The sequence below is a fragment of the Streptomyces sp. NBC_01707 genome (genome assembly GCF_041438805.1).
Taxonomy (GTDB): Bacteria; Actinomycetota; Actinomycetes; order Streptomycetales; family Streptomycetaceae; genus Streptomyces.
This window is the reverse complement of sequence record NZ_CP109190.1, coordinates 3,809,891-3,822,022: the sequence shown is the minus strand read 5'-3', so window position 1 is coordinate 3,822,022 and position 12,132 is coordinate 3,809,891. Positions and strand designations below refer to the sequence as shown.

Sequence of the window (12,132 nt, the reverse complement as noted above, 5' to 3'; positions counted from 1 at the left end):
AGCGGTGATGAGCGTGTCCGCACGTAAGGACGAGGCAAGCCCGACACAGGTGCCGGAGCGCGGCACCGGGGTCCTCCCCGACCTGCTGGAGATCGATCTCGAGACGCTGCGCACCGTGGACCATCCGGTCCTCAAGGCGGTGATCGAGGACCTGCGCGGTCGTTCCGAACGGCCGGGGGAGATGCTGTGGGGTTTCCAGAGCGCCCTTTGAACGGTCGGGCCGTACTCCCCGGCAGGGAGACGGACCCGTGCCGGGAGGGCGACCCGACCGGTTTCGGCCGTCCACCCCAGCGAACAGGGCAACCTCGCCAGGGGGGTGTTTGCGGTTCAGCCGGGCCAGAGAGACTCCTCTCGAGGGCGGGGGCCGTCCGGCAGAGCGTGTCGTGGGTCGCACAGCGAGGGGGCCGGCGTGTCTCGACAGACGACCACGCACGCGTCGTCCGACACCGGGCCCGAACGCCACGGCGCGGTGCCCTTCGGGCAGTTCATCGTCAAGATGCACGGCCGCTGCAACCTCGCCTGCCGGTACTGCTACCTGTACGCGGGGCCGGACCGGACCTGGCGTGACCGCCCGGCCGCGGCGCCGGCCGATGTCCTGGAGCACACCGCGTCCCGCATCGCCGAGCACGCCGCAACCCACCGGCTGACCGAGGTGGCCCTCGTACTGCACGGCGGCGAACCCCTGCTGGTCGGCGCCGGACGGCTGGCGGCCTTCACCGACCGGGTACGTGAGGGGCTTCCCGACGGTTGCGTCCTGCACACCACCGTGCAGACCAATGCGACGCTGCTCACCGACGCCGGCATCGCGACCCTGGCCGGCGCCGGCATCCGGGTCGGCATCAGCCTCGACGGAGGTCTGCCCGCCCACAACACCCAGCGCGTCGACCACGCGGGCCGGCCGTCCTGGCCCGCCGCTCTGCGGGGCGCACGCCTCCTCGCCGACCACCATCCCGAGACCTACGCAGGCATCCTCACCGTGGTCGACCTGCAGAGCGATCCCGTCGAGATGTACGCCTCGCTCCTCGACCTCCGCCCGCCCACCCTGGACCTGTTGTTGCCGCACGGGAACTGGTCCGCGCCACCCCCCGGAATGTCCGGCGTCCGGCCGCGGGACGCCACGGCAGCGAGAGTGCGACGGACCGGTGGCCGGCCCACCCCGTACGGCGACTGGCTGTGCGCCGTATTCGACCGCTGGTGGCCGGCCGGACGACGTGAGACCCGGATACGGCTCTTCGAGGAATGTCTCGCGCTGTTGCTCGGGCTGCCGGCCGCGGCCGAGGCCCTCGGCCTCGATCCGCTCAACGCCGTGGTCGTGGAGACCGACGGGGCGATCGAACAGGTCGACTCCCTCAAATCGGCCTACGACACGGCAGCCGCCACCGGACTCGACGTCTTCCGGCACAGCTTCGACCGGGCCCTGCGTCACCCGGGGGTCGCCGCACGTCAGGCGGGCGCCGATGCGCTGGCCGCCACATGCCGTTCCTGCCCGCTGCTCACGGTCTGCGGCGGCGGTCACTACGCCCACCGGTACCGTGCCGGACACGGCTTCATCAACCCCTCCGTCTACTGCGCCGACCTCGACCGGCTGATCCGCCATGTCGCTGCCGGGCTGTCCGACGCGACCGCGGGAGCCCCCGCATGACCTCCGCCGTCCCCGACCGGTTCCTGCGCGAGTTGGGCCGGACCGGAGGAGGGCCCGAGGCACTCGATCTGCTCGTCCGGGACCAGCACACCCGCAGGCTCGCCTCCCTGCGGGCGCTGCTCGACGCCGCCGGTCAGGCGCCCGTGGACGTCTGCCCCGCCGACCGGCTCGATCGGCTCCACACCCACTGGACGCTACTGGCGGCGGCGGAACGAGCCGACCGGGGCGCCGCGCGATCAGTGCTCTTCTATCCGCTGGTGGGCCCATGGGTCCGCGGTTGCCTGTACGGTCTGCTCTCCGGACGGGCCGGGCCGGTGCCGGGGGCCGATCTCTCGCACCTCGGAGCCGTCGCCGCGGCGGCGGCCATCCGGTCCGCGCTGCCCTTCACCACCCGGCTCACTGCCGTCGCCCCCACGCTGCCGCTGCCCACGCTCGGCTCGTTGCGTACGCTCCCGGGCGAGGCCGACCTCCATTTCGACGGAGAGTGGCTGACGGTACGACAGCGGGACGCGACGGACCTCGTCGTCCGATTCGGCGGCAGCGGGGCCGAGTCCGCCGACCCGCGCTGGCTGCCCCTGCTCGCACTTCCGGCCCTGGTGGAAGGCGGTGTCCTCGTGCCGCTCGACGACCTCGACCCCTACCGCACGTCCGGCAGCGGGCAGCGCCGTCACGGTCTCGGCGACGCCGCCCCGCGGGACACCGGGGAACAGAGCGCCTGGGCGGCGTGGTGGTCGCGCGTGACGCCCCTGCTGCACACCGGGGGCGCCCACCGGCTCGCCGAGGCGGCCGCCCTGCTGCGATGTCTGGTCCCCCTCACGCCGCCGCCCGGATCCGGCGGTGCCGGTGACGGGCCCGCCCACTGCAGCGGCACCCGCCGCGAGGCGTTCGGCGCCGTCCTGAGCAGCAGGCCGGTCTCCCCGGCCCTGCTGGCCTCGACGCTCGTGCACGAACTTCAGCACACCAAACTGGCCGCGCTCGCCGCGCTGGTTCCGCTGCACCGTGAGGACTCGACCCCGCGTCACTTCGCGCCCTGGCGACCCGACCCCCGGCCCTTCGACGGGCTGTTCCAGGGCGCGTACGCCCATCTCGCGCTCGCAGACTTCTGGCAGCGGTGTGCGCTCGGCGCGCAGAGCGCCGGGCTGCGCGACCTCGCCTGGACCGAACACACACGCAGCCGGGAACAGACCGGTGCGGTTCTGCCGGTCCTCGCCGGCTCCGGCGCGCTCACGCCGGAGGGAAGGGTCGTCGTCAATGAATTGATCACGCTCTACCACCGTCTGGCGGATTGTCCGCCTCCGGTAGGCCACCTGGCCCGCGCGCGCGCCTATGTGAGCACGGCCCGCGTGATATGGCAGCAGAGGAACGACTCCGGTCGTGTGTGACGGCGGCGCCCGCGTGGCAGTGATTCACCGTCACCGACCTTTCCTGATGATAAGTTAGTAGGGCTTGTAATGATGCAGGGAGACGGCTGAATGCCCCTAGCAGGTAAGCAAGTTGAAGCATCGGGGACGCAATCCGTCACGATCAGTTTCGCCGGATTCAACCGAGCCTGGGCAGCCTGGATCGGGGACCGTCTCGAACGGCGCGGAGTGCATGTCGTCTACCAGCGCTGGGATCCGCAGGACGATGCCACGCTGGAGGAATCGCTCCAGGATCTGATGCTTGCTCCGGGGCGCATCCTCGTCGTCCTCAGCGAGTGGTACTTCCAGCTCGGCCCTCGGAGCCATGACGAGTGGAACAGGGCGCTGCGGAATGTCGTCGCACTCGACCGCGAGCGCTTCGCCGCGGTCTCGCTCACCACGTCCGCGCTGCCTGCCGCCACCTCCGTCTTCGGAGCCGCCGATCTCACCAACGTCGGCGCCGCCGAGGCCGAACGCCGCATGCTGGTCAGCCTCTCCCTGCCCACGGACCCACTGCCAGACCAGGCGGACACCAGGCCCGGGCCGCGCTTCCCGGCGGACACCCCCGAGGTCTGGGGCGGAGTTCCCCGTCGCAACACACGCTTCACCGGACGCGAGCGCTTGTTGGGCGACACGTATCACGCGTTCCAGGGAGCCGGACGCGGTGCCGGCGTCATCACGTTCCACGGGATGTCCGGCGTGGGGAAGACGCAGCTGGCCGCCGAGTACGTCTACCGGTTCGGGTCCGAGTACGACGTGGTCTGGTGGGTACCGGCCGACCGCCGAGCCCTGTATCGCCAGAAACTCGCCGAACTCGCCCCCGAACTCGGTCTGCCCACCGGTGCCGAGTACGGCGAACGGCTCCGGGCGGTCCGCGACTCCCTGCGGCGCGGCGATCCGTATTCCCACTGGCTTCTCGTCCTGGACGGCGCCGACGAGCCCGAGCACATCTGGGACCTGGTGCCGACCGGCCCCGGCCATGTGCTGATCACCTCGCGCAACCCCGAGTGGGGTGAGCACAACAGCAATCTCGTCGAGGTCCCGGTCTACAGCAGGGACGAGTCGGTCTCGTTCATCCGCCGCCGTGCGCCCCGGCTGACCCCTTCCGACGCGGACCGGCTCGCCGAAGCCCTGGAGGATCTGCCCCTCCTGCTCGACCAGACGGCGGGCTGGCTCAACGACTCCGACATGTCGGTCGAGGAGTACATCGAACTCCTGGCCGGGGGCATCGACCAGGACGTGGTCAAGGTGTCCGCGGACTTCCCGCTGGCCTTCCAGACCGCATGGTCGATACTGCTGAACAAGCTCAGGGAGACCGTCCCCGAGTCCGTCGACCTGCTGCGCCTGTGCAGCTTCTTCGCACCCGGTTCGATTCCGGTGCGGCTGCTGAAGGACATGCCCGCCGGCGATCTGCCCGAGCAACTGGCCGGGCTGATGAACGACCCGCTGCTGTGGAACCGTGCCATCAGCCAGCTCCGCCAGTACTCCGTGGTCCGGCTCGAGTCCCACGAGTCCTCCGACGACGAGGTGTCCATCGCAGGGGAATCCGTCTACCTGCACCGCATGGTGCACCAGATCATCGGCAAGGACATGCCGGAGCGGGACCGGGAGGAGTTCGCCGGCGTCGTACGGCGCGCCCTCACGGCGGCGGACCCCGGCCGGCCCATCGACTCCCGGCAGTGGCCCGCCTACGCCGAGATCACACCCCACCTCAAATGGGCCGATGTCCTGCGCAGCACCGATCCTGCCGTGCACACCCTGGTGCTCAACTGCCTGCGCTACATGTACTTCTCCGGGGAGTACCGGGCGGGTATCAAGCTTGCGGGCCGGGCCATGACCGCCTGGAAGGAGTTGCTCGGCGAGACCCACCCGCGGATCTGGGACCTCAGCTACAACTACGCCAACCTGCTGCGGTCCGTGGGCAACTACGCGGAGACCGCAGCCATGGAGCAGGCCGCGGTGGACCATCTGCGCACGGAGCGGGGCGAGAGGGACCTGGAATTCCTCCGGGCCTGCAACGGCCTTGCCGCGGACCTCCGAGGACTCGGCAGGTACGAGGACGCCCTGGAGATGTCCCAGCGGCTGCTGAACTCCTACCGCGAAATCCTCGGCGACGACTCCCGCACCATCACCGCCCAGAACAACCTGGCCATTTCGCTCCGTCTGCTCGGCCGTTACGAGGAATCGCGGGAGCTCAACCGGCGCACCCTGGACAAGCACCGGGACCGCCTGGGCCACCGCCACGGCTGGACGCTGAGCTCCGAGATCAACTACTCGACCGATCTGCGACTCCTGGGCCGGTACGCCGAGGCCGAGTCCCTCCAGACACGCAGCACCCGCATGCACCACATCGTCCTGGGCCAGGACAACCCGCAGACGCTCCTGTCCGAACACAATCTGGCCCTGTGTCTCTACCGAGGTGGCGACCGGGCCGCAGCGGCGTCCCTCTTCACCCGCGTACTCGAGCGCAGCGAACGGGTGCTCGGCGAGGACGACCCCCTCACCATGATGTTCGCGGCCGGACAGAGCTGCTTCGCCCGCGAGCACGCGGACATCGACCAGGCGAGGGCGATAAGCGAACGCGTCGTCGACGGGTACGTACGGATGCTCGGCGAGAACCACCCGTACGTAGCGGGGGTCCGCTCCAACCATGCCCTGATTCTGCGCAACGTCGGAGAGCGCGAACAGGCGCACGTCCTGGGCGAGAACGCGCTCGTGGACATGACGCGCGCCGTCGGTGAGAACCACCCGTGGACCCTCGGCGTCGCCATCAACGCCTCGGCGCTGCGCAACCTCGTGGGTGAGCCGGAGTCCGCGGCGTCCTTGACGGAATCGGTCATCGCACGTGCCGCCGAGGCACTCGGCCGCACGCATCCGCTCAGCCTGTCCGCCCGGATCGCGTACGCGGCGGATCTGCGCGGCACCCGGGACCGGCGCCGGGCCGACAAGGTGGAGAGCGAAGCGCTGGGTGACCTGGTCTCGACGCTGGGTGCGCAGCACGTGCACACGGTCTCGGCGCGTTCGCGCAACCGGCCCTTCTGGGATTTCGAGCCGCAGCTGATCTGACGTCCTGCCGGAGACCGCCGCACCCCGCACACGCCGGAGGGCCCGGCCCCGCGATCACTCGCGGGGCCGGGCCCTCCGGTTCGTACAGTCGCTGATCAGGCCTCGAAGACCTCGGCGACCAGCTGAGCCTGCTCCGCCTGGTGCCGCTTGGCCGAGCCGACCGCCGGGGAGGAGCCGTGCGGCCGCGAGATGCGGCGCAGGCGCTCACCGTGCGGGACGTCGGCGCCGACGGCCAGGTCCAGGTGGTCGATCAGGTTCAGGGCGATGAACGGCCAGGCGCCCTGGTTGGCCGGCTCCTCCTGGGCCCACAGGTACTTCTCGGCGTTCGGGTACTTGGCGATCTCGGCCTGGAGCTCGGCACCCGGCAGCGGGTACAGGCGCTCCAGACGGATGATCGCCGTGTCCGTGACACCGCGCTTCTCGCGCTCGGCCTCCAGGTCGTAGTAGACCTTGCCGGCGCAGAAGACGACCTTGCGAACCGCGTTCGGGTCGACCGAGTCGTCGCCGATCACCGGGCGGAAGCCGCCGGTGGTGAACTCCTCCGCCTTCGACGCCGCCGCCTTGAGACGGAGCATCGACTTCGGGGTGAAGACGATCAGCGGCTTGTGGTGCGGGTTGTGCACCTGCCACCGCAGGAGGTGGAAGTAGTTCGACGGGAGGGTCGGCATGGCGACCGTCATGTTGTCCTGCGCGCACATCTGGAGGAAGCGCTCCGGGCGGGCGGACGAGTGGTCCGGGCCCTGGCCCTCGTAGCCGTGCGGCAGGAGCAGCGTGACGCCGGAGGTCTGGCCCCACTTCTGCTCGGCCGAGGAGATGAACTCGTCGACGACGGTCTGCGCGCCGTTGACGAAGTCACCGAACTGGGCCTCCCAGATGACCAGCGACTCCGGGCGGGCCAGCGAGTAGCCGTACTCGAAGCCCATCGCCGCGTACTCGGAGAGCAGCGAGTCGTAGACGTTGTAACGGGCCTGGTCGTCGGCGAGGTAGAGCAGCGGGGTGTAGTCCTCGCCGGTCACCTGGTCGACGAGGACCGCGTGACGCTGACCGAAGGTGCCGCGGCGGGTGTCCTGGCCGGCGAGCCGGACCGGGGTGCCCTCCATCAGCAGCGAACCGATGGCCAGGGTCTCGCCCATGCCCCAGTCGATCGTGCCGTTCTCCACCGAGGCGGCACGACGCTGCATCTGCGGCATCAGGCGCGGGTGGACCGTGATCCGCTCCGGGATGTTGACCTGGGACTCGGCGATCCGCTTCACGACCTCCTGGGAGACCGCGGTGGTGACGGCGACCGGGAACTCGGCCTGTGCGTCCGGGACATGGGTCTGAGCCGGGTGCGAGGTGGCTTCCCGGACCTCCGCGAAGACCTTCTCCAGCTGGCCCTGGAAGTCCTGGAGCGCCTGCTCGGCCTCTTCCAGCGTGATGTCGCCGCGACCGATGAGCGACTCGGTGTACAGCTTGCGCACCGAGCGCTTCTTGTCGATCAGGGTGTACATCTGCGGGTTGGTGAACTCCGGGTTGTCGCCCTCGTTGTGACCGCGGCGGCGGTAGCAGATGAGGTCGATCACGACGTCCTTGTTGAACGCCTGGCGGAACTCGAAGGCGAGACGGGCCACCCGGACGACGGCCTCGGGGTCGTCACCGTTGACGTGGATGATCGGCGCCTCGATCATGCGTGCCACGTCGGTGGCGTACATGGAGGAACGCGACGACTCCGGGGCGGCGGTGAAGCCGACCTGGTTGTTGATCACCACGTGCACGGTGCCGCCGGTGCGGTAGCCGCGCAGCTGCGACATGTTGAGCGTCTCGGCGACGACGCCCTGGCCCGCGAAGGCCGCGTCGCCGTGGAGCGCGACGGGCAGGACCGTGAAGTCGGTGCCGCCCTTGTTGATGATGTCCTGCTTGGCGCGGGCGATGCCCTCCAGGACCGGGTCGACCGCCTCCAGGTGCGAGGGGTTGGCGGCCAGCGAGACCTTGATCTGCTCGCCGTCCAGACCGGTGAAGGTGCCCTCGGCGCCCAGGTGGTACTTCACGTCGCCGGAGCCGTGCATCGACCGCGGGTCGAGATTGCCCTCGAACTCCCGGAAGATCTGCGCGTACGACTTGCCGACGATGTTCGCCAGGACGTTCAGCCGGCCGCGGTGGGCCATGCCGATGACGACCTCGTCGAGGCGGGCCTCGGCGGCGGAGTCGATGACGGCGTCGAGCAGCGGGATGACGGACTCGCCGCCCTCCAGCGAGAACCGCTTCTGGCCGACGTACTTGGTCTGCAGGAACGTCTCGAACGCCTCGGCGGCGTTGAGGCGGCGCAGGATCCGCAGCTGCTCCTCGCGCTCCGGCTTCGGGCGCGGACGCTCCACCCGGTCCTGGAGCCACTTGCGCTGCTTCGGGTCCTGGATGTGCATGAACTCGATGCCGGTGGTGCGGCAGTACGACTCACGCAGCACACCGAGGATGTCGCGGAGCTTCATCATCGTCTTGCCGGCGAAACCGCCGACCGCGAAGTCCCGCTCCAGGTCCCACAGGGTGAGGCCGTGCTCGGTGATGTCCAGGTCGGGGTGCTTGCGCTGGCGGTACTCCAGGGGGTCGGTGTCGGCCATGACGTGACCGCGGACCCGGTAGGAGTGGATCAGCTCGAAGACCCGCGCGGCCTTGGTGACGTCGTCGTCGTGCGAGGCGTCGATGTCCTTGAGCCAGCGGACCGGCTCGTAGGGGATGCGCAGGGCCTTGAAGATCTCGTCGTAGAACTCGTTCTCGCCGAGCAGCAGCTGGGCCAGGATCCGCAGGAACTCGCCGGAGGCGGCGCCCTGGATGACCCGGTGGTCGTACGTCGAGGTCAGGGTCATGACCTTCGAGATGCCCAGCTTGTTCAGGGTGTCCTGGGAGGTTCCCTGGAACTCCGCCGGGTAGTCCATCGCGCCGACACCCATGATGAGGCCCTGACCGGGCATCAGGCGGGGCACCGAGTGGACGGTGCCGATGCCGCCGGGGTTGGTCAGCGAGGCGGTGACTCCGGTGAAGTCGTCCATGCCGAGCTTGCCGATGCGGGCGCGGCGGACGATGTCCTCGTACGCCTGCCAGAACTCGAAGAAGTTGAGCGTCTCGGCCTTCTTGATGGCCGCGACGACCAGCTGACGGTCGCCGTTCGGCTTCACCAGGTCGATGGCCAGACCGAGGTTGACGTGCTCCGGCTTGACCAGCGTCGGCTTGCCGTCCTTCTCCGCGAAGGAGTAGTTCATCGACGGCATGGCCTTGAGGGCCTGCACCATCGCGTACCCGATGAGGTGCGTGAAGGAGATCTTCCCGCCGCGGGCGCGCTTGAGGTGGTTGTTGATGACGATGCGGTTGTCGAAGAGCAGCTTCACCGGAACGGCGCGGACGGACGTGGCCGTCGGCAGCTCCAGCGAGGCGTTCATGTTCTTCGCAACGGCGGCGGACGGACCGCGCAGCGTCACGTACTCGGGGCCCTCGGCCGCCGTGGTGGCCGGGGCCGCCTTGGCGGGGGCCTTCGCGGCCGGTGCGGCGGGTGCCGCGGGCGCGGCCTTCGCCGGAGCGGCCGGGGCAGCGGGTGCGGCGACCGCGGGAGCCGCCGGGGCGGCGGGTGCGGCGGCCGGAGCCGGAGCCTGGGCCACGGGCTGCGCAGGAGCGGCGTGGTCGGTCTGCGCCGGTGCGGTGGCAGCCGGGGCCGGAGTTACCGCAGCCCCCGCGGCTGCGGCGCCGGGAACGGGCTTGTCCGCCGTGCCGGACGTACCCGGCTTGTAGTCGGCGAAGAAGTCCCACCAGGCGCGATCGACCGAATTGGGATCCTGGAGGTACTGCTGGTAGATCTCGTCGACGAGCCACTCATTGGGGCCGAAAGCGGCAGCCGGGTTTGCACCCGGGCTGGCTTGGTCGGTCGAGATGCTCGAGTTACTGGGGGACTGAGACGACACGGCGGCAACCGCCCTCTTCCGCTTCACAAGGTGATGGACAGCGGAAATCAAGGCTACGCCTCCTTGACCGTTCCATGCAGACCGGGCCGGCCTTCGTCGTGCAAGTCACATCAAAGAGCGGGTTTCGGCGCTGGAAATGGCGGGAAACAAGCGTGGTTCCGCTTCACTCCGGGTACGCGCGGCCGTGGCTACGGCCACGTGGACCATATCCCCTCGTGGGGCGATGCGTAGAACGTGCCCTTCCGGTTCGGGTCCCGCGTCAACTGCGCGGTTGAGAGGTCCCCGGAAGGGTGACCTGGATCCGGCATCCGCGAGCCGATTCGGCCACCCCGATGCGACCGCCGTGCAGATCCACGGCCCAACGGGCGATCGCCAGGCCCAGGCCCGTACCGCCGTCACTGCCCGGACCGTGCGGGGACGCCACCTTGCCGCGGTTGAAGCGCTCGAAGACCCGGTGCCGCTCGGACTCCGGAATGCCCGGACCCTCGTCCAGGACCTCGAGATCCAGCGACTCCGGCAGTGCGCCGCGCCGTGCCCGCACCGTGACCCGGCCGTGCGGCGGGCTGTGCTTGACCGCGTTGTCGATGAGATTGGCCACCACCTGGTGGAGCCGCTCCGCGTCCGCGTGCGCGGTCAGCTCGGGCGGCGACACGTCCAGGTGCAGATGGACGTCCGTGCGGGTGTGGTTCCCGGAACCGGAGGACAGCCGGCGGTGCGAGGCGGCGAGGTTCGCTTCCTTGAGCACGCCCGAGAGATACGGCCACACCTCGAAACGGCGGGCCTTGAGGGTGACCACCCCGTTGTCCAGCCGGGACAGGTCCAGCAGCGTCTCCACCAGCCTGCCGAGCCGCTCCGTCTGTTTCAGCGCCGTGCGCATGGTCTCCGGATCAGCGGCGGAGACCCCGTCCACGACGTTCTCCAGGACGGCTCTCAGCGCCGCGATGGGAGTGCGCAGCTCATGCGAGACATTGGCCACCAGCTCCTTGCGGTGCAGGTCCACGGCCTCCAGATCGTCCGCCATGAGGTTGATCGTCTGGGCCAGATCACCGAGCTCGTCCCGCCGGTCCGCGCCCCGCACCCGTCGGGTGTAGTCGCCGTGCGAGATCGACCGGGCGACTCTCGTCATCTCGTCCAGCGGCGCCGTCAGCCCGTGGGCCACGAACTGGGTGATCAACAGCGTCGCGATCACCGAGAAGACCGTGATGAACCGCAGCTCGGTCCTGGTGCGCACCGCCACCATCAGCAGCCCGGTGGTGATGAACACCGAGACCACGACCAGCGTGCCCAGCTTTGCCTTGATCGAGAAGGGGCGCAGTCCGGAGCCGGGCCGGGTCATGGCGCCGGGGTCTCCAGGGCGTAGCCGACACCGTGCACGGTACGGATCCGCTCCGCGCCGATCTTCCGGCGCAGCGCCTTGATGTGGCTGTCGACGGTACGGGTGCCGGAGGCGTCCGCCCAGTCCCAGACCTCCGCGAGCAGCTGCTCCCGGGAGAGCACCGCGCGCGGCGTGTTGGCCAGGCAGACCAGCAGGTCGAACTCGGTCGGCGTCAGGTGGACGTCCTCCGCGCGGACCCGGACCCGGCGCTGGGCGTGATCGATCTCCAGCTCGCCGAGGCGCAGGATGCCGCTGCGCGGCGTCACCGCGGCCAGCGCCGCGCGCTCGACCCGGCGGAGCAGGACATGCACCCGGGCCGCCAGTTCACGCATGGAGAACGGCTTGGTCATGTAGTCGTCGGCGCCGACACCGAGGCCGACCAGCATGTCGGTCTCGTCGTCCCGGGCGGTCAGCATCAGCACCGGCACCGGCCGCGCGGCCTGAACCCGGCGGCAGACCTCCAGGCCGTCGAAGCCCGGAAGCATGATGTCGAGCACCATCAGGTCGGGCTGCCAGGCCTCGGCCGCGTCGACGGCTGCGGGGCCGTCGAGCGCGGTCTGCACCAGGAAGCCCTCGGCCCGCAGGCGTGCGGAAATGGCGTCGACGATCGTCGCGTCGTCCTCGACCACCAGCACCCGGCGCTGCGCGCCCGGGGTGGCCGCGACACCGTTGTGGGTGGTGTGTGTCTGTTCCATCGCCCCGCCCCTGCCCGTTCTCGCGGGG

7 protein-coding genes are annotated in these 12,132 nt (G+C 70.0%); 4 read left to right on the top strand and 3 right to left on the bottom strand.

Features of this window, described 5'->3' with window-relative positions; all coding sequences use genetic code 11:
- The first annotated feature begins 7 nt into the window (after positions 1-7).
- From fxsA to fxsT, 4 genes are all read left to right on the top strand, one after another.
- Positions 8-211, top strand: a complete 204-nt coding sequence (gene fxsA, locus OG963_RS17050) for an FxSxx-COOH cyclophane-containing RiPP peptide (RefSeq protein WP_093772584.1) — start codon at positions 8-10, stop codon at positions 209-211.
- A 285-nt stretch (positions 212-496) separates the two neighbouring features.
- Positions 497-1,642, top strand: coding sequence for an FxsB family cyclophane-forming radical SAM/SPASM peptide maturase (locus OG963_RS17045; RefSeq protein ID WP_371126361.1), 1,146 nt, complete (start codon positions 497-499; stop codon positions 1,640-1,642).
- Entirely contained in the window at positions 1,639-3,024 is a 1,386-nt protein-coding gene (locus tag OG963_RS17040) for an HEXXH motif-containing putative peptide modification protein (RefSeq protein ID WP_371799213.1), read from the top strand. Before OG963_RS17045 ends, OG963_RS17040 begins: the two co-directional genes overlap by 4 nt.
- Before the next feature lie 90 nt (positions 3,025-3,114).
- Positions 3,115-6,108, top strand: a complete 2,994-nt coding sequence (gene fxsT / locus OG963_RS17035; RefSeq protein ID WP_371799212.1) for an FxSxx-COOH system tetratricopeptide repeat protein — start codon at positions 3,115-3,117, stop codon at positions 6,106-6,108.
- A 95-nt stretch (positions 6,109-6,203) separates the two neighbouring features.
- On the opposite strand, the gene OG963_RS17030 is transcribed toward fxsT, so the two are convergent.
- The 3 genes from OG963_RS17030 to OG963_RS17020 all read right to left on the bottom strand — a co-directional run bounded on the left by OG963_RS17030 (position 6,204) and on the right by OG963_RS17020 (position 12,104).
- Complete coding sequence (locus tag OG963_RS17030) at positions 6,204-10,034, bottom strand: multifunctional oxoglutarate decarboxylase/oxoglutarate dehydrogenase thiamine pyrophosphate-binding subunit/dihydrolipoyllysine-residue succinyltransferase subunit (RefSeq protein ID WP_093773359.1); 3,831 nt, start codon at positions 10,032-10,034, stop codon at positions 6,204-6,206.
- Positions 10,035-10,293: 259 nt separating this feature from the next.
- Entirely contained in the window at positions 10,294-11,370 is a 1,077-nt protein-coding gene (locus OG963_RS17025; RefSeq protein ID WP_030915787.1) for a HAMP domain-containing sensor histidine kinase, read from the bottom strand.
- Complete coding sequence (locus OG963_RS17020; RefSeq protein WP_006127534.1) at positions 11,367-12,104, bottom strand: response regulator transcription factor; 738 nt, start codon at positions 12,102-12,104, stop codon at positions 11,367-11,369. Before OG963_RS17020 ends, OG963_RS17025 begins: the two co-directional genes overlap by 4 nt.
- Between the last annotated feature and the right edge of the window lie 28 nt (positions 12,105-12,132).

Excerpts from the sequence above, each read along its gene's own strand:
- fxsA (WP_093772584.1), top strand. The coding sequence starts at position 8 with ATGAGCGTGTCCGCACGTAAGGACGAGGCAAGCCCGACACAGGTGCCG.
- OG963_RS17045 (WP_371126361.1), top strand. The coding sequence starts at position 497 with ATGCACGGCCGCTGCAACCTCGCCTGCCGGTACTGCTACCTGTACGCG.
- OG963_RS17040 (WP_371799213.1), top strand. The coding sequence starts at position 1,639 with ATGACCTCCGCCGTCCCCGACCGGTTCCTGCGCGAGTTGGGCCGGACC.
- fxsT (WP_371799212.1), top strand. The coding sequence starts at position 3,115 with ATGCCCCTAGCAGGTAAGCAAGTTGAAGCATCGGGGACGCAATCCGTC.
- OG963_RS17025 (WP_030915787.1), bottom strand. The coding sequence starts at position 11,370 with ATGACCCGGCCCGGCTCCGGACTGCGCCCCTTCTCGATCAAGGCAAAG.
- OG963_RS17020 (WP_006127534.1), bottom strand. The coding sequence starts at position 12,104 with ATGGAACAGACACACACCACCCACAACGGTGTCGCGGCCACCCCGGGC.